Source organism: Mesorhizobium sp. M7A.F.Ca.ET.027.02.1.1 (assembly GCF_004022985.1).
Classification (GTDB): domain Bacteria; phylum Pseudomonadota; class Alphaproteobacteria; order Rhizobiales; family Rhizobiaceae; genus Mesorhizobium.
Genome location: NZ_RZOL01000046.1, coordinates 1 through 25112 on the forward strand (window position 1 = coordinate 1; position 25112 = coordinate 25112).

General features: G+C 62.0%; 28 protein-coding genes. 9 read left to right on the plus strand and 19 right to left on the minus strand.

Going from position 1 to position 25112, the window contains the following annotated elements:
* The 5 genes from EN749_RS08055 to EN749_RS08080 all read right to left on the minus strand — a co-directional run.
* Positions 1-399: CorA family divalent cation transporter (locus EN749_RS08055; RefSeq protein WP_281061875.1), on the minus strand; the 399-nt coding region annotated here is incomplete at its 3' end.
* Between the two features lie 226 nt (positions 400-625).
* Positions 626-1729 (minus strand): redox-regulated ATPase YchF, encoded by a 1104-nt coding sequence (ychF, locus tag EN749_RS08060; protein WP_128288935.1) that lies wholly within the window; start codon positions 1727-1729, stop codon positions 626-628.
* A 90-nt stretch (positions 1730-1819) separates the two neighbouring features.
* On the minus strand, positions 1820-2545 hold the full coding sequence (gene pth, locus EN749_RS08065; RefSeq protein ID WP_127809531.1) for an aminoacyl-tRNA hydrolase: 726 nt from the start codon (positions 2543-2545) through the stop codon (positions 1820-1822).
* Between the two features lie 23 nt (positions 2546-2568).
* The gene (locus EN749_RS08070; RefSeq protein ID WP_127270548.1) at positions 2569-3210 is read right to left on the minus strand and encodes a 50S ribosomal protein L25/general stress protein Ctc; all 642 of its coding nucleotides are present in this window, start codon (positions 3208-3210) and stop codon (positions 2569-2571) included.
* Between the two features lie 247 nt (positions 3211-3457).
* A complete protein-coding gene (locus EN749_RS08080) occupies positions 3458-4492 on the minus strand; it encodes a class I SAM-dependent methyltransferase (protein WP_127397022.1) in 1035 nt (344 codons plus the stop codon).
* Between the two features lie 294 nt (positions 4493-4786).
* Here EN749_RS08080 and EN749_RS08085 point away from each other — a divergent pair, with 294 nt between their 5' ends.
* Positions 4787-6793, plus strand: coding sequence for an EAL domain-containing protein (locus tag EN749_RS08085; protein WP_127397023.1), 2007 nt, complete (start codon positions 4787-4789; stop codon positions 6791-6793).
* 85 nt (positions 6794-6878) lie between these two features.
* Here EN749_RS08085 and EN749_RS08090 read toward each other — a convergent pair whose 3' ends face one another.
* A complete protein-coding gene (locus EN749_RS08090; RefSeq protein ID WP_128362902.1) occupies positions 6879-7307 on the minus strand; it encodes a MarR family transcriptional regulator in 429 nt (142 codons plus the stop codon).
* Positions 7308-7457: 150 nt separating this feature from the next.
* On the opposite strand from EN749_RS08090, the gene EN749_RS08095 reads away from it, so the two are divergent.
* Positions 7458-8315 carry an alpha/beta hydrolase gene (locus tag EN749_RS08095; protein ID WP_127809533.1) on the plus strand — a complete coding sequence of 286 codons (858 nt, stop codon included), beginning with the start codon at positions 7458-7460 and terminating at the stop codon, positions 8313-8315.
* Positions 8316-8386: 71 nt separating this feature from the next.
* Here EN749_RS08095 and EN749_RS08100 read toward each other — a convergent pair whose 3' ends face one another.
* Positions 8387-9628, minus strand: a complete 1242-nt coding sequence (locus tag EN749_RS08100) for an MFS transporter (protein WP_164873804.1) — start codon at positions 9626-9628, stop codon at positions 8387-8389.
* Positions 9629-9801: 173 nt separating this feature from the next.
* On the opposite strand from EN749_RS08100, the gene EN749_RS08105 reads away from it, so the two are divergent.
* The gene (locus EN749_RS08105) at positions 9802-10704 is read left to right on the plus strand and encodes a helix-turn-helix transcriptional regulator (protein WP_127397287.1); all 903 of its coding nucleotides are present in this window, start codon (positions 9802-9804) and stop codon (positions 10702-10704) included.
* 137 nt (positions 10705-10841) lie between these two features.
* On the opposite strand, the gene EN749_RS08110 is transcribed toward EN749_RS08105, so the two are convergent.
* The 7 genes from EN749_RS08110 to lgt form a co-directional block, all read right to left on the minus strand.
* A complete protein-coding gene (locus EN749_RS08110; protein ID WP_013530002.1) occupies positions 10842-11777 on the minus strand; it encodes a ribose-phosphate pyrophosphokinase in 936 nt (311 codons plus the stop codon).
* A 63-nt stretch (positions 11778-11840) separates the two neighbouring features.
* Positions 11841-11972, minus strand: a complete 132-nt coding sequence (locus tag EN749_RS39420) for a hypothetical protein (protein ID WP_256747485.1) — start codon at positions 11970-11972, stop codon at positions 11841-11843.
* A 43-nt stretch (positions 11973-12015) separates the two neighbouring features.
* On the minus strand, positions 12016-12603 hold the full coding sequence (locus tag EN749_RS08115) for a hypothetical protein (RefSeq protein WP_127321245.1): 588 nt from the start codon (positions 12601-12603) through the stop codon (positions 12016-12018).
* A gap of 43 nt (positions 12604-12646) precedes the next feature.
* On the minus strand, positions 12647-13798 hold the full coding sequence (locus EN749_RS08120) for a Xaa-Pro peptidase family protein (RefSeq protein ID WP_127270541.1): 1152 nt from the start codon (positions 13796-13798) through the stop codon (positions 12647-12649).
* Positions 13798-14592, minus strand: coding sequence for a peptidoglycan editing factor PgeF (gene pgeF, locus EN749_RS08125; RefSeq protein ID WP_127380566.1), 795 nt, complete (start codon positions 14590-14592; stop codon positions 13798-13800). The genes EN749_RS08120 and pgeF overlap by 1 nt, the downstream gene beginning before the upstream one ends.
* Before the next feature lie 107 nt (positions 14593-14699).
* The gene (locus EN749_RS08130) at positions 14700-15788 is read right to left on the minus strand and encodes a class I SAM-dependent methyltransferase (RefSeq protein ID WP_127809535.1); all 1089 of its coding nucleotides are present in this window, start codon (positions 15786-15788) and stop codon (positions 14700-14702) included.
* Positions 15785-16639: a prolipoprotein diacylglyceryl transferase gene (lgt, locus tag EN749_RS08135; protein WP_127396991.1), complete on the minus strand. Its 855-nt coding sequence runs from the start codon at positions 16637-16639 to the stop codon at positions 15785-15787. The genes EN749_RS08130 and lgt overlap by 4 nt, the downstream gene beginning before the upstream one ends.
* Before the next feature lie 168 nt (positions 16640-16807).
* On the opposite strand from lgt, the gene EN749_RS08140 reads away from it, so the two are divergent.
* From EN749_RS08140 to EN749_RS08150, 3 genes are all read left to right on the plus strand, one after another.
* A complete protein-coding gene (locus EN749_RS08140; protein ID WP_013530008.1) occupies positions 16808-17110 on the plus strand; it encodes an accessory factor UbiK family protein in 303 nt (100 codons plus the stop codon).
* A 346-nt stretch (positions 17111-17456) separates the two neighbouring features.
* Positions 17457-17957 (plus strand): YbjN domain-containing protein, encoded by a 501-nt coding sequence (locus EN749_RS08145; protein WP_013893499.1) that lies wholly within the window; start codon positions 17457-17459, stop codon positions 17955-17957.
* 27 nt (positions 17958-17984) lie between these two features.
* Positions 17985-18344, plus strand: a complete 360-nt coding sequence (locus EN749_RS08150) for a tRNA-binding protein (RefSeq protein WP_127261686.1) — start codon at positions 17985-17987, stop codon at positions 18342-18344.
* On the opposite strand, the gene EN749_RS08155 is transcribed toward EN749_RS08150, so the two are convergent.
* The 4 genes from EN749_RS08155 to EN749_RS08170 form a co-directional block, all read right to left on the minus strand.
* A complete protein-coding gene (locus EN749_RS08155) occupies positions 18341-19363 on the minus strand; it encodes a glycosyltransferase family 1 protein (RefSeq protein ID WP_127326801.1) in 1023 nt (340 codons plus the stop codon). The two genes, EN749_RS08150 and EN749_RS08155, sit on opposite strands and share 4 nt — an antisense overlap.
* A 219-nt stretch (positions 19364-19582) precedes the next feature.
* A complete protein-coding gene (locus EN749_RS08160) occupies positions 19583-20998 on the minus strand; it encodes an ATP-binding protein (RefSeq protein WP_127268417.1) in 1416 nt (471 codons plus the stop codon).
* 49 nt (positions 20999-21047) lie between these two features.
* Positions 21048-21767, minus strand: coding sequence for a response regulator transcription factor (locus tag EN749_RS08165; protein WP_013530014.1), 720 nt, complete (start codon positions 21765-21767; stop codon positions 21048-21050).
* Positions 21754-22287, minus strand: a complete 534-nt coding sequence (locus tag EN749_RS08170; protein WP_027039379.1) for a MarR family transcriptional regulator — start codon at positions 22285-22287, stop codon at positions 21754-21756. The genes EN749_RS08165 and EN749_RS08170 overlap by 14 nt, the downstream gene beginning before the upstream one ends.
* A gap of 246 nt (positions 22288-22533) precedes the next feature.
* Between EN749_RS08170 and EN749_RS08175 the strand changes: the two genes are divergently transcribed.
* The 3 genes from EN749_RS08175 (at position 22534) to EN749_RS08185 (ending at position 24667) form a co-directional block, all read left to right on the plus strand.
* On the plus strand, positions 22534-23427 hold the full coding sequence (locus tag EN749_RS08175; protein ID WP_127268418.1) for a branched-chain amino acid aminotransferase: 894 nt from the start codon (positions 22534-22536) through the stop codon (positions 23425-23427).
* Between the two features lie 145 nt (positions 23428-23572).
* Positions 23573-23890, plus strand: coding sequence for a hypothetical protein (locus tag EN749_RS08180; RefSeq protein WP_023809804.1), 318 nt, complete (start codon positions 23573-23575; stop codon positions 23888-23890).
* Between the two features lie 138 nt (positions 23891-24028).
* The gene (locus EN749_RS08185) at positions 24029-24667 is read left to right on the plus strand and encodes an MBL fold metallo-hydrolase (protein WP_127268419.1); all 639 of its coding nucleotides are present in this window, start codon (positions 24029-24031) and stop codon (positions 24665-24667) included.
* Between the two features lie 225 nt (positions 24668-24892).
* Here the strand turns inward: EN749_RS08185 and EN749_RS08190 are convergent.
* Positions 24893-25112 (minus strand): BA14K family protein (locus EN749_RS08190; protein WP_145990889.1); only part of this gene is annotated, 220 nt, incomplete at its 5' end.

The following is a 25112-nucleotide window of genomic DNA, read 5'->3' on the forward strand; positions in this document are numbered from 1 at the left end:
GATCAGAATGGTGTCGCCGCTGGTGCAGCCGGTCGCCACCTTTTCGGCGCGCTGCGGAAAGGTCTTGAAAGCTTTCGGTTCGTGGTAGCGCACCGTGATCAGTCTTGTGCCGGCGAGCACGAAGGTAACCGGGGACATCAAGGGATCGTCGATTTCGGTCTGGGCGGGCAGGGTGGCGGTCATGAAATAGGCGCCGTCCTCGACATAGAGGCGGCTCGAAATCTCGATCTCCTCCATCTCCTCGCGCGTCGGAATGGCAACGCCGAGCCAGCTCTCGATCGTCGCTTCCTCTTCCTTTGTCGGGTTGAACAGGTCCGCCCAGACGATGGTCTCGCTGTTTGCCAGGAGATCGTCGACGACGCGCAGGCGGTCATTGTCCACGACGAAGGCCTTGATCATCGCCTGATATCCCTTGCTGGGGCCAAAGGGTGCGTTCGGATTGACGCGTCGTGTTGGATTGCACGGGTTCTCGACGTCAGCGCCGACCGTGCGTCTGCCGCTTAGACCTGTGACGTGACAAAATCAAGACAACCGGCTGTAGGGCGGATGGCCGCCGTCGCCTTGGAAGCATGTATCGAGGAACTTCGCCGACAGCTTGCCGGGATGTTCTCGAGCGCTTCAGGCATCAGGTGTTGAACTTGAACAACAGCACATCGCCGTCCTGGACGACATATTCCTTGCCTTCGTCGCGCGCCTTGCCGGCTTCCTTGGCCGCCACTTCGCCGCCCAGTGTGACGAAGTCGTTGTAGGAGATGGTCTGGGCGCGGATGAAGCCGCGCTCGAAATCGGTGTGGATGACACCGGCGGCCTGTGGCGCCTTGTCGCCCCTATGAATGGTCCAGGCGCGCGTCTCCTTCGGCCCGGCGGTGAAATAGGTGATGAGGTGCAGCAAATCGTAGCCGGCGCGGATGACCTTGTTGAGGCCTGGCTCGTCGAGGCCGAGCGAGGACAGGAATTCCATCTCTTCCTCGTCCGAGAGCTGCGCGACCTCGGCTTCGATCGCCGCCGAGATCACCACTGTGCCGGCGCCCTGGGCGGTGGCCATCTTTTCCACGGCCCTGGTGTGTTCGTTGCCGGTGGCGGCGTCGGCCTCCGCGACATTGCAGACATAGAGCACGGGATGCGAGGTCAGAAGGTTCAGGCCCTGCAGGATGCGCAAATCTTCGGCCGAAATACCCTTGAGCAGGATGCGGGTCGGCTTGCCGGCCTGCAGCAGTTCGAGCGCTGCCTCCATCAACGGCAGCACGGTCGTCGCTTCCTTGTCCTTGCTGCCGGCGCGCTTGCGGATCTGCACGATGCGGCGCTCTAGGCTGTCGAGGTCGGCAAGCATCAGCTCGGTCTCGACCGTCTCGGCATCGGCGACGGGGTCGATGCGGCCCTCGACATGGGTGATGTCGTCATCCTCGAAGCAGCGCAGCACATGCACGATGGCGTCGACCTCGCGGATGTTGGCGAGGAACTGGTTGCCCAGCCCTTCGCCTTTCGAGGCACCGCGCACCAGGCCGGCAATGTCGACGAAAGAGATGCGAGTTGGAATGATCTCCTTCGACTTGGCGATCGCCGCGATCTTCTGCAGGCGCGGATCTGGCACCGCCACCTCGCCGGTGTTCGGTTCGATGGTGCAGAATGGATAGTTGGCGGCTTGCGCCGCAGCCGTTCTGGTCAACGCGTTGAAAAGCGTCGACTTGCCGACGTTGGGCAAGCCAACGATGCCGCATTTGAAACCCATTTTTGTTCGGTCCTATCGGGAAAATAGAAATTTGATCAGGGCTATGGGCGATAGGGGTGATCAACGTCAAGCCCTTCGGTCCCTCGATGCTCAGTCCTTGCCGCCGAACAGCTTCTTCAGCATGGCGGCCATTGGACCGCTTTCCGGCAGCTTGACCACCGGCTGTTGAGGCCGTGCTTGGCGGACATGACTTTGCTGCTTGTGCGCCGGCTGCTTCTGCGCTGGCTTTTCGGGCTCCGGCCCGGCCTTGCCCTGGACGGCGAGACTGGCCTTATTCATGAAGCCGGATTCGTCGCCCTTGACGATCATGGCGGCATTGTCGGCGATCGCGTCGAGCAGCGGGTCGAGCCATTCGCGGTCGGCTTTGGCGAAATTGCCGAGCACATGGTGCTGGACCATTTCCTTGACGCCGGGATGGCCGACGCCGATGCGCACGCGGCGATAGCCATTGCCGATATGGCCGTCGATCGACCGGATGCCGTTGTGGCCGCCGGCGCCGCCACCGGTCTTGATGCGCAGCTTGCCTTCGGCAAGGTCGATCTCGTCATAGAAGACGGTGAGCGCGGAAAGCTCGAGCTTGTAGAAGCGCAGTGCTTCGCCGACCGACTGGCCGGACAGGTTCATGAAGGTCTGCGGCTTGATCAGGACGATTTTTTCGCCGCCGAGCGTGCCCTCGGAAATCAGGCCCTGGAATTTCTTCGACCAGGGCGAAAAGGAATGGCGGCGGGCGATTGCGTCCGCCGCCATGAAACCGACATTGTGGCGGTTGTCAGCGTATTTCGCGCCCGGATTGCCGAGACCTGCAAACAGCAGCATCGCCTGCTCCGGGCGTGAAAGAGTTACTTCTCGTCGGCGGCAGGAGCTGCCTCAGGTGCAGCCGCTTCAGCCGTCTCTTCCGTCTCCGGCTTCATCGCCGACGAACCGGCAATGGTCGCGATGGTGAAGTCGCGGTCGGAGATCACAGGCTTGACGCCAGCCGGCAGCTTGACCGCCGAGATGTGGATCGAGTCGCCGATGTTGGCGCCGGTGAGATCGACGGTGATGAACTCCGGGATCGCATTGGCCGGGCAGTGGAACTCGACTTCGTGACGCACGATGTTGAGCACGCCGCCGCGCTTGATGCCGGGCGACTTGTCCTCGTTGATGAAGTGGACAGGCACGTCGACATTGACTTCGGTGTCCTTGCCGATGCGCAGGAAGTCGACATGGACAGGGAAATCCTTGACCGGGTCGAGCTGGAAGTCCTTCGGCAGGACCTGGATCTTCTTGCCGTCGACATCGATCGTGGCGATCGTGGTCAGGAACCCGCCGCCATGGATCTTGTAGTAGATGTCCTTGTAGGTGAGCGCGATAGCCAGGGGAGGCTGCTTGTCACCATAGATTACTGCAGGCACTTTACCGTTGCGGCGAACTGCACGGGCGGACCCCTTACCGACCTGTTCGCGTGCTTCGGCCTTGAGCTCGTAAGTGTCGTGGCTCATGGCATTTCCTTTCGGTTTACTGGAGCGCTCACGGTTGGCAGAGTGCCTGGACCGTAAACGTCGAAAGCCGACATACCCATGCATGATCTGGTCCGAAAACCGGAATCCACTTTTCGGGATCATGCGGGAAGGCGGCCTTCCGCCGCGTTGCCTCCAAGGGTGTCTACGCGGGTGGCGGCTCTATAGCGGAAGGCGGCCGGAGGTGCAAGCCAAAGGCACGCCCAGCCTGGTGCAGTCCAGGCGGTCGCTATCCGCGCTTTTCGATGACGGCATAAAGCACGTTGCGGTTCTCGCCGAAGAACACCCGCGCCTCGACGGTGTTGCGGTCGACGCTGGCATTGACGATGTTCCACATATCGACCTCCGATCGCAGCAGCAACACCCAGTCCATGAATGTCTCCCGGTAGCCGGCGTCAGGCGTGCCCTCGGCGTAGTTCGCAAACAGGAACGTCCCGTTCGGCTTCAACATCTGCAGGCAGGTCTTCGTGAGTTTCACCGCGACGTTGTGGGCGAGGTAGTCGTAGAGGCCGGAGGCATAGATGAAATCGAACTTGCCGAGCTTGTGGCCCCGCGTGAGCACGGTTCGCACCGAGCCGTCGATGGCTTCGACCGCGGTGCCCTGGAAGTCGCGCGCGATCAGCCCAACGCTCTGGGGATCCTGATCGAGCGCAATCCAGCGCTTGAGACGGCCCTCCGTCAAGGCTACCGAGCGATTGGCCTCCCGCAAATGGCCGGCCGCGATCGCCAGGACCTCGGTTTGCGGTCCATTCTTGACCGCAATCTCGTCGACATATCGGGTCAGGAGGTCGCGTCGTTCCCGTGCCGCGACGCATGAGGGTACGTTCTGGGTATGGCTATAGAGCGCCTTGCCGATCTCCGAGGCATTGGCCACGCTCTCTGCCACGTGCGGGTCGCAATAGATGTAATCAAGCAACTGCGCGTCGCCGGAATAGCCCCTGGGCTTGGTGAAGGACCAGTGCGTCAGCGGATCCTCGAGAAAATACTTCAGGATCGGATGGTTCTGCGCCACCGGTATCAACGCATGCCAGACGTCGGGATGAACCTTGGAATGCAGGCCATTGAGGAAGGACAGCAAGCGACCGACGATCTCGGCGGGGTTCTTGTCCTGTTCGATCTGCTGCTGTGTCGCGTGGAGAATGAGCGCCAGCTCCGCGCGCGCGGTTTCGAACGCTTCGCCATGATGCTCGAGCTTTCCCCGAGGCAGCGTGCCGGCGAGCATCGCGGCAGTAATCAAGCTTTTGCCATCAAGAACGGTCTGCACGCCATCACTCCATAGTTAACAGTCGGTTAACTTATTGCGTAGAATGCTCCATTTGCCAATGTCGGGCTGACGGCATTTTATCGTTATGATTAATTTCCCGCCAACCATGTTCCTCTTTAGACGGCTTCCGGCCCGAATTCCGGGTTCGAGTTAACGGAAACTTGTCTTGCGCGATTGCATTTGTTTGCCCGGCGTCGCAATCGCCGTCGCGTCCCAAAGGAGCCGGCCCGCGTGGGGGCAGAAGCTGGAAATGAGTTCGGAAAACAAAATCCCTTTCAAACGGGGTCTATTGTGATGAACGAACACCTGTCCTCCGTATTGGTTGATACGGTTGATGCGGAGCCGTACGAGCCGCGCTATGAACTGAGCGCCGACGAGCTCCGCACCCTTTACCGCACCGAAGCGCAGGCGACGCGAAGAGGAGAAGCCAGGCCAGGGCTCTGGATTGCGGTTGCGATCTATCTCTTGTTTTCGGCAACGGATCTGCTGCTGATCCCGGACGTTGCCGCCTACACGATCACGGCGCGCTTCGCGGTCGGCTTGAGCGCGCTTTTGATCCTCGAAGCACAGCTTCGCCGGGGGATTGGAACGGAATGGCTCGACGTGACCTGCGCCGGAGCCATCATCTTCGGCTATGTTGGTTGGTTGTGCCCAGCGGTTCTTGGCGCGGACAAGGAAAGCGTCTCCTACTATATGGTCTTCGGGACCATATTCATGATGAGCGCAAATCTTTTCTTTACGTTCAACTTCAAGCTTTCCATCGTAACTTCCGCAATAATATTGTGCATACTTTACATCGTGAATTATTTCGTTCCTTCAACCCTTACATATAAAATGGTATTCGGGGCTTTTTATATTTCCTGTTTCACGTTCACCTCGTATGTGAACTGGAAGCTGAATGAGGAACGCTACAACGTCTTCCTGAATGCCCTGGAAGCCAAGATCCAGCACAATGAGGCGACCGAACGCGGCAAGGCCCTGCTGAGGTTGTCGCGGACCGATCCGCTGACGGGTCTGGAGAACCGGCGCGCGATCGACGAAAAGCTGCGGGACTACTGGAGCGAATGGCAAAAGGTAGGCACCAGCTTCGGGGCGATCCTCATCGACGTGGACTTCTTCAAGAAATTCAATGACTGCTACGGCCATCAAGAAGGCGACCGCTGCCTGATCCATGTCGCCAATGCCCTTAGCGATATGATCAAACAGTATAATGGCTCCATCGGCCGCTATGGCGGTGAAGAGTTCATCGTCCTGGCTCGCATGGAGAAAAAAGAGCAGATCCTGGACATCGCGGAAGCCATTTGCAGCACAGTGGAGAACCTGGCTCTGACGCACGAACTGCGGCGCGACGGCGTCTCGATCGTAACCGTGAGCGTTGGTGCCGCATTCACCAGGACGCAGACCGGGGCCAAGCTGGAGAAGATCATCCACGAGGCCGATCGCGCGCTTTATCTGGCAAAAGCCGGCGGCCGAAACTGTGCCCGGCTGTTCGACCCAACCGATCCGCAAAGCAGCGACGAGAGCGAGAACATTGCGGCCTTGCTGAAGATCGCGATCGGCCAGAATCTCGTTTCACTGGTTTATCAGCCTATCCAGGATGTCAAATCGGACCGGGTTGAAGCGGTGGAGGCTCTGATGCGCCTCAAAATGCTGGATGGCACATCGGTTCCGCCGAGCCTGTTCATTCCCGTCGCGGAACGAACCGGCGCGATCCTGGAACTCGGGCGCTGGGCGATAAGGACGGTGTGCGCCGAGCTCCTGGCGGACGACCACGTCCGTGTCGTCAGCGTCAACGTCTCTCCGATCCAGCTTAAGACACCTGGCTTCGCAACGTCTGTCGCGACCATTCTGGGCGAAACCGGCGTCGCCGGCAGCAGGCTGGCCTTCGAGATCACCGAAGGGCTGGAGATGGAGATGCACTCGGACATTCTGCGCTGCATCAGCGACCTGAAGCTGCTCGGGATCAAGATATGGCTTGATGATTTCGGGACCGGCTTTGCGGGCCTTTCGTGGCTTCGCCTGATCGATTTCGACACGGTGAAGATCGACCGCTCTTTTCTGCACGACTGCAGCTCCCTGAGCGGCAAGGCGATGCTGCAGGACATCATCACCCTGGTTCGAAATCGCGGCCACAAGATCCTGGTCGAAGGGGTGGAAACCGACGAACAGATGGCTTTGATGCGCGAATTCGGCATAGACAAGATCCAGGGCTTCCATGTCGGCCGCCCCGCTCCCGCTGTCAGTTTCCAGGCAAAGCGGGCCATGCGCAAACGGTCATTTGCCGTGCTTAAGTCCGCATGATGATGGCCTCTGTCCGACGTTTGGCTTAGCCGCCGTCAAAAGCCGTGCTGATTGCAATCAATCCATGACAGGGCCAAGCAAGGGGCTAGCGGTCGCCGGTCAACGCGTTGCGTAGCGCCTGGATCTGCCGGTTCAAGGCATCGAGCTCGGCCAGCGTCATGCCCGAGCGTTCGGCCAAGGTCTCGTTCAGACAGTTGCACTGGACAAGCAGCCCGCGCCCGGCTGATGTCAGATCGACCTGCACCTGGCGCTCGTCGGTCTGGCTGCGCTGGCGCGTCACCAGCCCGGCCTGCTCCATTCGCTTCACCAGCGGCGTGACGGTGCTCGATTCCAGAGCGAGCCTGTGGGCGATCGTGCCGACCGACATGCCGTCGGCCTCTCCAAGCGCGTTCAGTACCAGGTACTGCGGATAGGTGATGCCCATATCGTCCAGCATCGGCTTGTAGGTGCGGTTGATCGCCATGCTGGTGGCGTAGAGCGTGAAACAGAGCTGATTGTCCAACGGGAGAGGCACGGCGCATTCCTTTTGCCAATATGGGCATCAATTCGATACCACGAAAAATAATATCGCGATACATATTTTTGTGGACAAGGGTTTTGGGCCGCGTTAGCTATATGGTTATCGCGATATTGTTTATTGCGGACATAACCAAAGGAGATTGAGATGACCTCGCAAACCAAGCCCGGCTCCGGCAGCGGTACGATCACCACCAAGGACGGAACGCAGATTTACTACAAGGACTGGGGGACCGGGCAGCCTGTCGTCTTCCATCATGGCTGGCCGTTGAGCAGCGACGATTGGGACGCCCAGATGCTGTTCTTCCTGTCGCAAGGCTACCGTGTCATTGCCCATGATCGGCGTGGCCATGGGCGCTCGACCCAGACGGATATCGGCAACGAAATGGACACCTATGCCGCCGATGTCGCGGAACTCGCCGCTTATCTTGACCTCAAGAATGCCATTCATGTCGGACATTCGACCGGCGGCGGCGAAGTGGCGCGCTATGTTGCCAACTATGGCGCCGGCGGCCGTGTCGCCAAGGCGGTGCTGATCGGCGCGGTGCCGCCAATCATGCTCAAGACTGCCGCCAATCCCGGCGGCCTGCCGATCGAAGTGTTCGACGGCTTCCGCTCCGCCCAGGCAGCCAATCGCGCCCAGTTCTTCCGCGACGTTCCATCAGGTCCGTTCTACGGGTTCAACCGTCCGGGCGCGGACATCTCGCAGGGCGTCATCGACAATTGGTGGCGCCAGGGCATGATGGGCGGCACCAAGGCGCATTATGATTGTATCAAGGCTTTCTCGGAAACCGACTTCACCGAGGATCTGAAGGCAATCGACGTGCCTGTCCTGGTCATGCACGGAGACGACGACCAGATCGTTCCGATCGCCGATTCGGCGCTGCTGACGATCAAGCTGCTCAAGAAGGGCGAGCTCAAGGTCTACAAGGGCTTCCCGCACGGCATGGCCACGACCCATGCAGACATCATCAACGCCGACCTGCTGGCCTTCTTCAAGGCTTAAGGCCATGGCCCACAAAAATGCACCCGTCATCAGGCGGGTGCATTTTTGTGACAGCGGCAGACCCGCCTGATCTAGGCGGCCGCCTGCGCTTTGCGCGCTTCCTTCATGTTTGGCAGGAACACGGTGAGCAATCCAAGAAACGGCAAATACGAGCAGATCTGGAAGACGAAATCGATGCCCTTCATATCGGCGACGATACCGAGCACGGCCGCCGCGATGCCGCCCATGCCGAAGGCGAAGCCGAAGAAGATGCCGGCGATCATGCCGACGCGGCCCGGCACGAGTTCCTGCGCAAAGACGACGATGTTCGAGAAGGCAGAGGACAGGATCAGGCCGATCAGCACCGTCAGCACCATCGTCCATTCCAGATTGGCGTAGGGCAAGGCGAGCGTGAAGGGCAGCACGCCGACGATGGAGAACCAGATCATCGCCTTCTGCCCGTAGCGGTCGCCGAATGGGCCGCCGAGCAGGATGCCCAGCGCCGAGGCTCCGAGGAACAGGAACAGCATGACTTGGCTCATCTGCACCGAAACGCCGAACTTATGCATGGAATAGAAGGTGTAGTAGCTGGCGAGGCTGGCGATGTAGGCATTCTTGCTCAGCACCAGCAGGGTCAGCACGATCAATGCGTTCATCACCTTGCGGCGCGGGAAGGGCGAAACGAAGCTCGCCGCCTTGCGGGTGCCCTGTGCGGCACGCAGCCGGCTGTACCAGCCGCCGACCTGCCACAAAACGATGATGCCGATCAGCGAGCCGATGGCGAACCAGGAAATGCTGGTCTGGCCGAACGGCACGACGATGAAGGCTGCCAGCAGCGGCCCCATGGACTGTCCGAAATTGCCGCCAACCTGGAACAGCGACTGCGCCAGGCCGAAGCGGCCGCCGGAGGCGAAGCGGGCGATGCGCGAGGATTCCGGATGGAAGATCGCCGAGCCGATGCCGATCAGCGAGGCGCCGATCAGGAGCAGCGAATAGTGCCCGGCATAGGCGAGCACAATCAGGCCGATCAGCGATGACGCCATGCCGTAGGGCAGCGAATAGGGCATCGGCCGCTTGTCGGTGATCATGCCGATCACAGGCTGCAGCAGCGACGCGGTCACCTGGAAGGTGAAGGTCAACAAGCCGATCTGCCAGAAATCGAGGCCATAATTCTCTTTCAGGAGCGGGTAAATGGCCGACAGCAGCGACTGCATGATGTCGTTGATGCAGTGGCAGAAGCTCACCGCCAGGATGACGGTGAAGGCCGTCGCCTGGGCTGAAGCGTGACTGGTGGTCGCCGGTGGGGCGACGCTGGCGGCTGTCGTATCGGTCAAGGTAGGCTCCGTGGTCTTTTTGGCGGGCAGGCCCGCAGGCAGTTGACGGACGCACCTGCGGCCGCCTTGTCGGACGCTCCTGTGGAGCGCTTGGGACCGGTGCCTTATAAGCTGCTTGCGGGATGACTTCTTTCGTGGTTTGGTCCAATAGTTTCGCAAGTGGGCCATATCGGATGCCGCACGGCAAAGAAGTCTTTCACGCTGGCAACGCCAATCTCGGGCAGTTGCACGAGAGCCGCTGGCAGTGGCTTGAGCAAGTGGCCGGGCCGGCGGTGGCATTGCCGACCGAATATCCCGATGGCTACCGTGTGCCGCAACACCGCCACAGCCGCAGCCAGCTCTTGCATGCGCTTGTCGGCGTGGTGCTGGTGACGACGCGCTACGGGCGCTGGATGGTGCCGCCCGACCACGCGATGTGGATTCCAGCCGGCACCGAGCATTCCGTCGAGATGCTGGGCGATGTCTCGATGCGTTCGGTCTATGTCATGCCACAGGCGATCCCCGGGCTGCCCGAAGGCTTGCGCGTCGTCGGCGTCACCGACCTGATGCACAGCCTGATCGTGGAATCGGAAAAGCTGCCGCAAGGCGGCGTTCTGGAAGGACGTGGTGGGCTGATCATGAACCTTTTGCTGCACGAAATCCCGACCTTGCCGGAACGGCCGCTCGGCCTGCCATTCCCGTCCGATCCAAGGCTGTCGGCGCTCTGCCGGCGCTTCGTCGCGGCACCGTCGCCGCATGCGACGATCGATGAATGGGCGGATGCCGCCGGCATGAGCCGCCGCTCCTTCACCCGCGCCTTCCAGCGCCAGACCGGCCTGTCGCTGTCGACATGGCGCCAGCAGGCCTGCCTGTTCGCGGCGCTGCCCAGGCTGGCGGACGGCGAGCCGATCACCAGGGTGGCGCTCGATCTCGGCTATGACAGCGTGCCGGCCTTCATCACCATGTTCAAGCGCATGCTGGGAACCTCGCCGCGCGGCTATATGCGCGGCGCACGAGAAAGCGTCGAGGTCGCTCGTCGCCTGGTCGGCCCGGTTCGGTTGGAAAGCCCTGCGCCGCAACGGCAGGTGCTGTTCTAGAGCATTTTACCGTTTCATGGAAACGGCGAGCTGCTCTAACTCTTTGTTTTGACGTAATTCTCTAGGGAAAGCGCTACGCGCTTTTCCCGGGAAAACCGCTTCACACTTTTCCTAGAATTGCTCTAGCTAGAATTGCTCTAGTCGAACAGGCTCGACACCGATTCCTCGGTCGCGGTGCGCGAAATGGCTTCGCCCATGAGGTCGGCGATCGAGATGACGCGGATGTTGGGCGCGTCGAGCACGCCCTGGGTGGGCTGGATGGAATCGGTGATCACCAGTTCCTGCAGCTTCGAGCCGCTGATGCGGGCAACCGCACCGCCCGACAGCACACCGTGGGTGATATAGGCGGTGACACTGGTGGCGCCGTTGGCCAGCAGTGCATCGGCGGCGTTGCACAGCGTGCCGCCGGAATCGACGATGTCGTCGATCAGCAGGCAATCCTTGCCGGCGACCGCGCCGATGATGTTCATGACTTCCGATTCGCCGGGCCGTTCGCGGCGCTTGTCGACGATGGCCAATTGCGCATCGAAGCGCTTGGCCAGCGCACGGGCGCGGACCACGCCGCCAATGTCGGGCGAGACAACCACGACGTTGCCGAGTTGCTTGTATTTGGCCTTCACGTCGCGGGCCATCACCGGCACGGAAAACAGATTGTCGGTCGGAATATCGAAGAAGCCCTGGATCTGGCCGGCATGCAGGTCAAGTGTCAGAACGCGGTCGACACCGGCGCGGGTGATCATGTTGGCGACCAGCTTGGCCGAGATCGGCGTGCGGCCGGAGGCGCGGCGGTCCTGCCTGGCGTAGCCGAAATAGGGGATGACCGCCGTGATGCGCTTGGCCGAGGAACGCATGAAGGCATCGATCATGATGAGCAATTCCATCAAATGATCGTTGGTCGGGAACGAGGTCGATTGCAGGATGAAGACATCCTCGCCGCGCACGTTTTCCTGGATTTCGACGAAGATTTCCTGGTCGGCGAAGCGCCTGACCGTGGCTTTGCCCAGCGGGACGTTGAGGTACCGGGCGACCGCTTCGGCCAGCACCCTGTTGGAATTGCCCGCGAAGAGTTTCATGCACGGTTCCTGGTGGAGGATGATGAGACCTGACGGACTCGCTTGCGCCCTTTAACCGGGCTTTTAGCGGCCCGCGCCGGTATTGCAAGCGCCGAGATCGGGAATCCGCCGGCTAAACTCAAGAAAGCTCCGCGCCATCGCCGGGCTGCAACAGGGAGCAGCGGACTTGCGCTGCTCCTTCTTCTCGTTGGGCATTGGATTTTCCCAAAACCGTCTCCACTTTTTGGGCCCGATGCCTCTAGCCCGCCTTGCCGCCGAGCCAGGCCGCGAATTGGTCGATGGTCTGGTCGGCGATCGTCTGCATGGTGGCCGGCGAGACCCCCTTCCAGCTGTCGCCGCCCGCGCTGGCGCCGGAATTGACCGACGGGGCCTTCTGCTGACCATTGATGCGGTGCAGCCGGTTGCCGGCGGGGTCATAGACATCCCAGACATAGATGACGGTGGTGTCGGCGCCTTCCGACATCGTCGAGAAATAGCCCTTCAGCACATGTGTCACGGTCTGGTCGGCGCTGCCGGCGAGCGTGATACCGCGCTGCCTGGCGCGGGTCTGCAACTCCGCCGTCAGAGGTGTCGCGGCTTCCACCGAAGCGCCGACGATCGGCGCGATCTGCAGGCGGGTCTTCGACAGGATGGCAGCGCTTTGGGCTGATGTGACCGGTGCGGCGGTGGTTGCGGGAGCGCCCGCCGTGCTGGTGGCGGGCAGCGTCTGGGTCGACGTCGCCGGCGGAGTGATCGCCGACGGTTCGAGCACGTCCTTTGCGTTGGTGCAGGCGGCAAGAGCCAATGCCACAAGCAATGACACGGTCGTCACATGCGATCGTCTCATTTGCCTTCTAACTCCTTGGCGAAGAACGCCTCCCATTGTGGATTCACTGTACGATCAAGTCGAGATCATGGCGGGACAGCGGCTTGGGCTGGGATTCGGTGGTCAGGTAGGTGCGGCCAAGCGTCATCGCCGTCTCGGTATCGGAGTCCATGATGATCATATGGGCGAACAGCGTCATGTTGGGCGCGATCGGTTCGGGATTGCCCTGGTAGAACATCGGCATGTCCATCCAGGACGGGGTGAAGCGGGCGCCGACCGAATAGCCGCAGGCGTTCAGCCGGTGCTTGGTCAGGCCGTGTGCCTCCATGGTGCGGGCATGCGCATCGAAGACGTCGCCGAAGCTGTTGCCCGGCGTCATCGCCTTTTCGACAGCCAGGAGTGCCGCGCGGGCGGCGTCGAACAATTCCTGATGGCGCTTCGACACCTTGCCGGTCAGCACCGTGCGCATCATCGGTGCGTGGTAGTGGTTGAAGACGCCGGCCCATTCGAGCGTCAGCTGGTCATTTTTGGTGAGCTTGCGGCGGCCGGCCTTGTAGCGGCACAGCAGCGCATCGACGCCGGAGCCGATGATGAATTCGTTGGCCGGATAGTCGCCGCCGCCGGCAAAGATCGCACCCTGCATGGCGGCCAGGATCAGGGCTTCGTCGCCGCCTTGCTTGATCAGCGGCAGCGCCGCGTCGAGCGCATCGTCGGAGAGATTGGCGGCCTTCTCGGCCTTGGCGATCTCGGCCGGGCTCTTGAACAGGCGCAGGCGGCCGACAATGCCGGACGCATCGGCGATCTGGCCGAAGGTCTGCAACTGTTCGTCGAGCCGTCGGCCATTGAACGCGGTCAGGCCATGGGTGTCGTATTCGACACCGATGCGGGCTCCGAGCAGGTCGAGTTCGTTGAGCAGATTACGCAGGTCTACCGCCGGATTGGCGCCATTACGGTCCGTCCACAAGACGATGTTGTCGATAATCGAGGTCTGACGCGCCTGGCGCAGGTCGGCCGAGCGGGTCAGCAGCACCATCGAACCGTCGGCCTTCACCACCAGGCACTGGAAGAAGCAGAAGCCGAACGTGTCGTAGCCGGTCAGCCAGTACATGCTTTCCTGCGCGAACAGCAGGATGGCATCAAGCTTCTTTTCGGCCATCTCGATGATCAGCCGGTCGCGCCGCGCGTCAAATTCAGATCGTTCAAAATGCAGCGCCATTATTCCCTCTCCAAGACGATTGCCGAAACCTGCCGGCCGTAATCGGGCTCCTTGCGATGCGTGGTGCGCCGGTAGGAGTAGAACAGGCCTTCCTCGGCGTAAGTGCAGCGGTCGAGGCCCTCAGCCGTCACGCCGGCCTCGGCCAGCCGGTCAACCGTGTAGCGGTTGAGGTCGAACATGGCATGGCCGGCATTGGCGGACGGCGCGAAATAGAGGATGTTTTCGGCGTCGGCATCGACAAAGCGGGCGACGAATTCCGGGCCGACCTCGTAGTTATCAGGGCCGATGGAGGGGCCCAGCACGGCGACGATGTTTTGACGCCGGGCACCGAGGCTTTCCATTGCCAGGATGGTGTTTTCGAGCACGCCGGTGAACGCGCCTTTCCAGCCGGCATGCGCGGCGCCGATGATGCGCGCCTCAGCATCCGCGAACAGCACGGGACCGCAATCGGCGGTCGAAGCGCCGATGGCGATGCCCGGCCGGTCGGTGACGATGGCGTCTGCCTTGGGCCGCTCGCCGGCAAAGGGCTCCCTGGCGATGATGACGTCGGGCGAATGGATTTGCCAGGCGGTCAACAGATGGTTCGCCGGCACGCCCATCCAGGCGGCGACGCGGCCGCGGTTCTCTGCGACCAGCGCCTGGTCGTCATTCGATCCGGTGCCGATGTTGAGGCCCTGGTAGATGCCGCCGGAGACACCGCCGATGCGGGTGAAATAGCCGTGGCGGATGCCTTGTGCCTGCGCCTTGTCCAGCAGCGGCGACCGAACGGGATCCGGTTTGGTCTGATTCAGCATGCGGGCGTTGTTGTCCGTGTGGGCGGTTTCGTCAAGAAGAAGGTGCTTGGTCGAGAACAGGCGCTGCAAAGCGCGGACGGGAGATTGGGAGGGGCGGCGGTAAAAAGTCAATCCGCCCCGGCGAAGGGCCGAACCGCCACGCCGCGAGGCAGTACCGCAAGCACCTTGAACAGCTCGCCCATGGCTTGCGGCCCTGCGAGGCGCTCGACGTCGCCGGCGATCCTTTCGCGCGCCGCCTGGCCGGCATCGGCGCCAAGCCGGCCGGCGCGCTCGAGGATGCCCATGCCGAGCAGGAAGTCGCCCTGTGTCGTCAGATGGGCTTCGAGGCCATGTGCACGCACGATCGCGGCCAGGGCGGCGAAATCGACATGGGAGGTGAGGTCGGCCTCACCGGGATTGGCCAGCACATCTTCGTGATCGTGGCTGCGCAAGGCCTGCAGCGTGTCCCCGACACCCGGCTGGAGATGGCCATAGTCGAGAAACAGGCCAGCGCCGCCATGCCTGGATATGCGCTCGGCGATCGTTGCCATGAGCGCGGTGCGGGCAGGCGCCACTTCGGCGATCGAACCTTGCGGCGCTTGGGTGGCATCGGCGGGCAGCAGCGTCGGGTCGACCGAGCCGGCGCCGGCGAAGAAGCAAAGGTCGTTGGTCTCGTCGAGGCCGACCACGCGCTCGCGCCAGCCGGCGCCGGCGCGGAGGAACTGGCGGATGGGCACGGCGTCGAACAGTTCGTTGCCGACGATGAACAGCGGTTGCTGCGGCAAGGTCTCGATGGTTTCATGCCAGCCAACCGCGAAGGGTGTGGCGCCAAGCGTCTGCTTTTGCACCTCGGTCAGGCGCGGGCTGGTCTCGATCATGGCGAAGGTGGCGCCGCTGGCCAGATCAGGATCGAGCCGCGACAGCGTACGCAGCATGTCCTTCATCAGCGTGCCGCGGCCGGGGCCGATCTCGGCGATGGTGGCCGGCAGCGGCCGGCCGCTCGCCTGCCACGCCTGGTACATCCACACGGCGACCAGTTCACCGAACATCTGGCTGATCTCCGGCGCGGTGATGAAGTCACCGGCCGCACCAAAAGGCTCGCGCGTCGTGTAGTAGCCGTCCGCCGGGTCGAACAGGCACATCGCCATGTATTCGTTGATCGGTATCGGCCCCAGGGCCTCGATCAGGTCGACGATGCGGGTCTTCAGCCGTGTCATGCCGGCTGCGGCTGCGTCACCGGCTTGGCGGTCAGCATCGCCCAGATGCCGGCCAGCACCATCGGCGTCGACAGGATCATGCCCATGGTCAGCCAGTTGGTGCCGAGGAGGTAGCCGAGCTGCTGGTCGGGCTCGCGGAAGAACTCGACAAAAATGCGCGACAGGCCGTAGCCGCAGATGAAGGCGCCGCCGACGAAGCGCGGCGTCTTCAGCTTGAGGCGCGAATGGGTGAGAATGCGCAGCACGAGGAACAGCACCACGCCTTCGAGAAGCGCCTCGTAGAGCTGGCTCGGGTGACGGGCAAACGGCCCGCCATTGGGGAATTCGAAAGCCCAGGGCACGTCGGTTGGGCGCCCCCACAACTCGGAGTTGATGAAGTTGGCGACGCGCACCAGGCCAAGGCCGACCGGCACGCCGGCCGCCACGACGTCAAACAGCGACCAGGTGCGGATGCCGCGCTTGATGGAAAACAGCGTCATGGCGAGGATGACGCCAAGCAGGCCGCCATGGAACGACATACCGCCTTGCCAGACCGCCAAGATATCGAGCGGGTGGGCGATGTAGCGTGGCAGATCATAGAACAGCACATAGCCGGTGCGGCCGCCGAGCACGACGCCGATGGCCGCCCAGACGATGAAGTCGTCGAGATCCTCCGGCTTCATCGGCAGGACGCCGTTCGGCCACAGCCTGGCATTGGCGGCGAGCCGCTTGGCGTACCACCAGGCAAACAGGATGCCGACGATATAGCCGACGCCATACCAGTGCACCGCCAGCGGCCCGATCTGGATGAGGATCGGGTTGATGTTGGGGAAGGGCAAGGAGGCCAGCGGCAGCAGGAAATATTCGTTCAACGGGGAACTCTCATTTCGAAACGCGTTTGCGCGCGGACCATGCGGCAGGGTTTTGGCAGGGTCAAGGCAAGGTGGGCGCCCTCGACTTGATGCCGCAGCGCGGCGCAACATGCTTGCATTCGACGCGCAGCGCCACTACGTCAATTTGTGCAAGCGCGAGGATTTGCCATGTCGACCGGACCGAACCGCATTCTCGATGAATTCGCCAAGCTGATGACCGACGCCGCCGGCGCCGCCCAGGGCGTGCGCCGGGAGGTGGAGACGGCCTTCAAGGGGCAGGCCGAACGCATTCTCAACACCATGGACGTGGTGCAGCGCGAAGAGTTCGAAGCCGCGCGCGAGATGGCCGCCAAGGCGCGGGAAGAAAACACTCGCCTTGCCGCCCGCATCGAGGCGCTCGAGGCGAAGCTTGCCGAACTGGCCGGCGACGCCACACCAGCGACGGCGGCCAAGCCGCGCACAAAAAAATAATCGTTAAACTTTTCCACATAGCCCGATCCTGAAAAGCGCTTTGCCGTGAATCGCTTAACGGCATTGCATGAATCTTTGTGACAGCGGCTTTCCACATGCAAATGACGCAGTGCGAAAAATTGGGCTGTTCACGCGACTCCCGATCAATAGACTGAATTTGTTGCATGATTCGGAGCAGGGTCATGCGACCGGGCGGTGGGGTCCGGTCTGGGGTCTTTGCGTCGAGAAGGTAGTCTTTTGCGCGAAGAAAGTCCTGGCCGTCCGAGTTCTAGACAAGATTGTTCGTTGTGTGTGCCCTCCCGCGGAGCGTGTGGCGGCGCTCGTACAGAACGACAGGAAGCATTCCATGGAACTTCTCGAACTCGAATTCTCCCGCGAAATCCATCCGGTGGATGTTATCGAGCAGGTGGCCCACAACAACGACTGGTCCTTTGAGCGGGCCGGCGACGACGAGATTTCGATCTCGGTTGCCGGAAGCTGGACCGACTATCACGTCTCCTTCTCGTGGATGGAGGATTTCGAGGCGCTGCACCTTGCCTGCGCCTTCGACATCAAGGTGCCGGAGACCCGCGCGCTGGAAGTGATGCGGCTCTTGTCGCTGATCAACGAGCAGATGCTGTTTGGCCATTTCGACCTCTGGGAGCAGGAGGGCGCGATCATGTTCCGCCAGTCGCTGCTGCTGGCCGGCGGGGTCGAGCCGTCGAGCCAGCAGGTCGAAGTGTTGCTGTCGTCGGCGCTGGAAGCCTGCGAATGCTATTTCCAGGCGTTCCAGTTCGTTGTCTGGTCGGGAACCTCGGCCAAGGACGCCCTGGCCGGCGTGCTGTTCGAGACCTACGGCAACGCCTGAGTCCCCGCAAGGCAGACAAGAACCAAGATGAGTTCGAACAGCGAGCGCAAGCCCGAGATCAGTTTTGCCGATTTCGATCGTGTCGACATCCGCGCCGGCACGATCGTCGAGGCCGAGCCGTTTCCCGAGGCGCGCAAGCCCGCATTCAAGCTGAAGATCGATTTCGGCGCCGGCATCGGCATCAAGAAATCGTCGGCGCAGATCACCAAATATTATACACCGGAGACGCTGATCGGCCGGCAGGTGTTCGCGGTGGTCAATTTCCCGCCGCGCCAGATCGGTCCATTCATGTCGGAAGTGCTGACGCTCGGCTTTCCCGACGAAGAGGGCGCGGTGGTGCTCGGCGCGATCGAGCGCAAGGTGCCGGATGGCGGCAGGTTGTTTTAGGCCGCCAGCTTGCGCGTCGTTCCCAGCGCTTCCTCGACCGTGTCGAGGAACATCTCTGCACAAGCCTTCCAGCTGTAGCGCATGGCGCGTTCGCGTGCTTCGGCACGGTCTACATTGAGCGCGGCAAGCGAGGCCTCGCGCAGATCGTTGGAGACCGCGCCGCCAAAGCCGTCGCCGACAATGTCGATCGGCCCGGTCACCGGATAGGCGGCAACCGGCGTGCCGCTGGCCAATGCCTCGATGATGACGTTGCCGAACGTGTCGGTGCGGCTCGGGAAGACGAAGACATCGGCCGAGGCATAGATCTCGGCCAGTTCGTCGTTGGGGCGATGGCCGAGGAAATGCGCTTGCGGATATTTTGCCTTCAGCCTGGCAAGCTCGGGGCCTTCGCCGACGATCACCTTGCTGCCCGGCAGGTCGAGGTCGAGGAAGGCGGAGAGGTTCTTTTCGATGGCGACGCGGCCGACGCAGAGGAAGACCGGGCCCGGGAAGCCGAGATCCTTCTTCTTGTCGGGCCGGAAATGATCGGTATCGACGCCGCGCGTCCACGGCCGCAGCTTGGTGAAGCCGCGCGCCGAGAGGTCGTCTGCGAGCGACTGGGTGGCGACCAGCGTGCCTTGGCCGGAATTGTGGAAATCGCGCAGCCAGCGATAGGCCCAGCTTTCCGGCACCGGCAGCCGTGCGCTGAGATATTCGGGGAAGCGCGTGTGATAGCTGGTGGTGAACGGCCGGCCGGCATTGCGGCAATAGCGCCGCGCCATGATGCCGAGCGGCCCTTCGGTGACGATGTGGATGTGGTCGGCCTTGCCTGCGTCGATCAGGCGCGCGACATGGCCGGGCGTGGTCAGCGCCAGCCTGATGTCGGGATAGGTCGGCAAGGGCAGGGTGCGAAAGATGTTCGGCGTCAGGAAATCCACGGCGACATCGAAAGATTTCAGCGTCTCGGTGAGTCGCTCCAGCGTGTGGACAACGCCGTTAACCTGCGGCCGCCAGGCATCGGTGACCATCAATATGCGCATGGCGGCCCTTTGCAGGAAAGGTCGACGGTTGCCTTGAGACGATGCCGGAACGGCGACCAGACCGCTGCTCTCGCTTCGCTCCAGCGCACCCGGACGGGCACGGGGTCGAAGTGAGGCGGCAAGGTCGAATCAATTGAGGTCGCGCGCTTCATGCGCGTTCTTGATCATGGTTTCATGACGGGCGGATGAAGCCTGTTTCCACTTTCGGTATCGTGCCGGTTATGCGGGAACCTTGATGATAGCGCGCAGTCCGCCGAGCGGGCTGTCTTCAAGGGTGATGTCGCCGCCATGGGAACGGGCGATGTCGCGGGCGATCGACAGGCCGAGCCCGGTGCCGCTGGCATCGAGGTTGCGGGCTTCGTCGAGCCGCACGAAGGGTTTGAAGACGTCTTCGCGCCGGTCGGCGGGAATGCCCGGACCATCGTCGTCGATGGTGACCAGCAGCGAGCCGCGGCCATGGGTGGCGTTGACTTCCACCGTCTTGGCATAGCGGAAGGCGTTGCCGATGACGTTGGACATCAATCGGGCAAAGGCGTTCGGCCGCACATGCACATCGGGGTCTCCGGCAAGCGTCGTCGACAGCTTGCGCTTGCGCAGCCTGGCTTCCTCGCCGAGCTTTTCGAAATAGGCCTCGAGATCGAACCGTCCGGCGTCTTCCGAAGCCTCGCCACGGGCAAAGGCGAGATAGCCTTCGAGCATCGACTGCATGTCGTCGATGTCCTGGTCGAGCGCGGCCTTGGTCTCGGCCTTGCCGCCGGAAAGCGCCAACTGCAGCTTGAAGCGGGTGAGGATGGTTCGCAGGTCATGACTGACGCCGGTCAGCATGGCGGTGCGCTGCTCGATCTGGCGCTCGATGCGTTCGCGCATCTGCATGAAGGCAAAGCCGGCGCGGCGAACCTCCTCGGCGCCGCGCGGCCGGAAGTCACGCGGCATCGGCCGGCCCTTGCCGAAACTTTCGGCGGCTTCGGCAAGCATCAGGATCGGCCGGATCTGGTTGCGCAGGAAGGGAATGGCGATCATCAGGAGCACCAGCGAGGTGCCGACCATCCAGATAAGGAAGATGTGGGTGTTGGAGGCATAGGCCTGGCTGCGGCGCACGAAGACGCGCAGCACCTTGCCCTCGAGCTGCACGCGCACCTCGACGATGTTGGAGTTGCCGACCGTGTCGATCCAGAACGGGCGGTTAATCTGGCGGGTGATCTCCGACGAGAGAACATCATCCAAAATCGAGAAAAACGGTTTTGGGCCAGGCGCGGGCAGCGGGTCGGGCGGCAAGAGGTCGACCTTCAACTGCATGCGGTCCTGGGCGATGCGTATGATGTTGGTGTAGTCGGCATCGCGCGGATAGGTTTCGATCAGGTCGATGATGGCGGCGATGTCGCGCACGGTGGCCTGCGACAGGCGCTGCGTCACGGTTGCCCAATGACGTTCCATGAAGACGAAGGCGACGACCGATTGCAGCAGGATCATCGGCGCGATGACGATGATCAGCGAGCGGGCATAGAGCCGCTTGGGCATATACAGCGAGACGAGGCGCCAGAAGCGGTTCCAGGCGCGCGGCACCGCCTTCAGCGTCCGCGCGGCGCGTACGCTCAAGCCGCCATTGCCCGGCTGTTCCAGTTCCGTGGTTGCCATTCGCTCATTTCGCTTGCCCGCAGCCGCTCAGCAGGCCGCAGGCGGCATTCTATTCCACGCTGAGCCGATACCCAATACCGCGCACGGTCTGCAGCCAGACCGGGTTGGACGGATCGCGCTCGATCTTGCGGCGCAGCCGGTTGATCTGGACGTCGATGGTGCGCTCGCCGACCTCCGAATCGTCACCGACAAGCTCGTGGCGGGGTATCGTCTCGCCGGCCCTTGCCGCGAAGATCGCCAGGATCTCCTGCTCGCGGTCGGTCAGCTTCAGCGCCTCGCCGCCACGCTTCAACTCGCGCCGGGCGATCTGGAAGGTGTAGGGGCCGAAGACCAACTGCTCGACCTTGGGCGTGGTCGCCGGGCCACCACGGCGAAGGATGTTGTTGATGCGCAGGATCAGCTCGCGCGGATCGAACGGCTTCGGCAGGTAGTCGTCGGCGCCGGCCTCAAGCCCTGAGATGCGGCTGTCGGTCTCCGACAGGGCCGTCAGCATCAGGATCGGTACGTTCTTTTCGGCTCGCAGCGACTTGGTCAGGTCGACGCCCGTTTCACCGGGCATCATGACGTCCAGCACCAGAAGGTCGAAGTCGAGGCCGGCAAGCTTGCGCCTGGCTTCGCCGGCATTGCCGGCGACGGTGACGCGAAAGCCGTTTTCGGTCAGATACTGCTTGAGAAGATTGCGGATGCGGGTGTCGTCGTCGACGACAAGCAGATGCGGCGCGTCGTCGTCCGGCGCGGCCGCGTGATCGACCCGTTCAGTGCTCTCCATGGCTTTTCCCTGACATTTTTGCGGACCCAACGTCGATCTGCGCCCTCAGTTCCGGATTGACCATCGCTTCGAGGAACCGTTCCACCAAGGTCCGTTCGGTTACTCCGGAATCCCCCAATGCAGCATGGATGCGGCGCGACTGTGGCCGCGCCAGCGCCAGCGCCAGCGCACGGCCCTTGGCGGTCGGATAAAGTTCGCGCTGTCGGCGGTCGCGCGGACCTTGCAACTGCACGACATGGTCGGTGTCGATCAACTGCTTGAGCACACGGGCCAGGCTCTGTTTGGTGATCTTCAGCACGTCGAGCAGTTCGGCTACCGTCAGGCCCGGCCTGCGGTTGACGAAATGCAGCACCCGGTGGTGGGCCCGGCCAAAGCCGTAGTCGGCCAGGATCTGGTCCGGATCGGAGGTGAAGTCACGATAGGCAAAGAAGAGCAGCTCGATGATGGCGAAGTCGATGCCGTCCTCGACCGACATCGCGGTCCTGATCGGTTTTCCTGCGGCTGGGCTTCGATCCGTCATTATTTCTCCGTGGGAAAGAGAGATTATGTCAGTACTATTGACGTAATTTCCCTGCAATGGTAATTTTTGACAAGCTTTTGGGCGGATTGCGAACGAAAAGGCAAGGGAAGCCGGTTTTTCCGGAATTTCCTAAGTTTGCCAGAGCGCAATCATCCGCCTACGCTCCACCATAAAAGCCGCTTTGGGCGGCCGACACGAAACACACAACGATACAAGTATCCGGGCTGCCGCCCGTGGGAGGTTACCATGGCATCCGTTCCCTTCGATCAACTCGATGGCTCCATCTGGATGAACGGCGAATTCGTCCAATGGGGTGACGCCAAGATCCATGTGCTGACGCACGGGCTGCATTACGCCAGCGCCGTTTTCGAGGGAGAACGCGCCTATGGCGGCGAGATCTTCAAGCTCAACGAACACACCGAGCGCCTGCATGAATCGGCACGCCTGCTCGGTTTCAATATCCCCTATACGGTGGCCGAGCTCAACGACGCCTCATCCACGCTTCTCAAGAAGCAGGGTTTCCAGGACGCCTATGTCCGGCCGATTGCCTGGCGCGGCAGTGAGCAGATGGGCGTCTCGGCGCAGAACAACCGCATCAACTGTGCCATCGCCATCTGGCAATGGCCGAGCTATTTCGATCCTGCGCAGAAGCTGAAAGGCATCCGTCTCGATGTGGCGGAATGGCGCCGGCCCGACCCGCGCACCGCGCCTTCCAGGTCGAAGGCCGCCGGCCTCTACATGATCTGCACCATGTCCAAGCACGCCGCCGAGGCCAAGGGCTATGCCGACGCCATGATGCTCGACTGGCGTGGCCAGGTCGCCGAAGCGACCGGAGCCAACATCTTCTTCGTCAAGGAGGGCAAGATCCACACACCCAAGCCTGACTGCTTCCTCGACGGTATCACCCGCCGCACGGTCATTGGGCTGGCCAAGGATCGCGGCCTGGAGGTGATTGAACGCGCCATCCTGCCGGAAGAGCTGGAAAGCTTCGAGCAGTGCTTCCTGACCGGGACGGCGGCGGAAGTGACGCCGGTTTCCGAGATCGGGCCTTACCGATTCGAGGTCGGCGAAATAGCCAAGAATCTTATGAATGACTATTCTGCGGCCGTTCAGCCCAAGCACGCGATCGCCGCAGAATAACGAAAGTCACAGCTTTTTTAGGAAGTAGGGGCGGTTTTCGGGCCGCCCCTTTTATTTCAGCGTTTCTGCATTTGACTTTCGTCCAATTCGGCGTCTCATGATGGTGTCGGCCCGGGAGGCTGACAGCTATGGAGGGACTAATCATATGGACATGAACACGCTTCTTCCGATCATCATACAGGTGATTACTGGCGTCATCGGTGGTCAGGCGGTCGGTGCGGCGCTCAAGACGGCGGCGATGGGTCAGCTTCCCAAAATCCTGGGCGGAGCCATTGGCGGCGTCGGCGGTGCCGCGATCCTCGGCAGCCTGCTGGGTGGCGGTGCGGTCGATCCGGCGGCTGCGGCAGCAGCAACGAGCGGTCTCGGCAGCGCGCTGAACCTGCAGAACATCGTCGGCGGCGCCGGCGGCGGCGCGATCCTGACCGCCATTCTCGGCGCGGTCATGGGCGCCATGAAGAAGTAGGCGGGCCGTTTCGGTCTTTTCAAATGGGCGGCTTCGGCCGCCCATTACCGTTTTCGGAGCTACCGATTGTTCGTCTTTCGAGGGTGGACGCCCTTTGTCCGCGCCTCTACATCACCCGTGAACATCGAAAGGACGATCATGGGTCAGCTCAATGCCGGCATCGTGCCGGTCACACCGTTCCAGCAGAATTGTACCATCCTGTTCGACATGGATGACAAGCATGGCGTCGTCGTCGATCCGGGCGGCGATATCGACAAGGTGCTGGCGGTGCTGAAGGACAATGCGATCTCAGCCGGGGCGATCTGGATAACGCATGGCCACATCGACCATGCCGGCGGCGCAATGGAGTTGAAGGAGGCGCTCGGCGTCGAGATCATCGGTCCGCATGAGGCCGACAAGTCGCTGCTCGACAATCTGGAAAACCAGGGCAAGCGCTACGGCATCGCCGGAGCGCGCAACTGCGTGCCCGACCGGTTCCTGTCCGAAGGCGAGACCGTGTCGTTCGGCGGCCATGTGTTCGAGGTGCTGCACTGCCCCGGCCATGCACCAGGTCACGTCGTCTACTACAACCGCGCGGCCAAGTTCGCCCATGTCGGCGACGTGCTGTTCCGCGGCTCGGTCGGCCGCACCGATCTGCCGGGTGGCGACCATGCTGCACTGATCGCTTCGATCAAGGACAAACTCCTGCCGCTCGGCGACGACATCGGCTTCATCTGCGGCCACGGTCCCGGCGGACGTTTTGGCGAGGAGAGGCGGACCAATCCTTTTCTCGTTTAGAGCAATTCACCATTTCACGGAAACGGCGGGGCCGCTCTAACCTTTGTTCTGACTCAATTCCCAAGGGAAAACGCTTTGCGCTTTTCCCGGGAAACCGTTTCACACTTTTCCTGGAATTGCTGTAGGGCGTGCCGATATTCGCCTGCCCCAATCCTGTGATGCTCCAAACAAAAAAGCGCTGGCCTTGCGGTCAGCGCTTTTCTGTTGGGGCAGGGAGGCCCTGGTTTAGTTCGCCGTGCAGAAATGCTGTTCGCCGTCATTGCCGGTGAACGTGCCGGTGCGGGAATTGAAGGTGCGGTAGCGGTCCGAGCAGTATTCGTACCAATCACGCGTCCACGGCTCGGCATAACGATCAGCGTAGACCACCCGCGGCTCCGCATAGTAGCGGCGGACCGGGGCCGGGCGCACCACCACGTCACGATCGTAGTAACCGTCATCGTAGTAG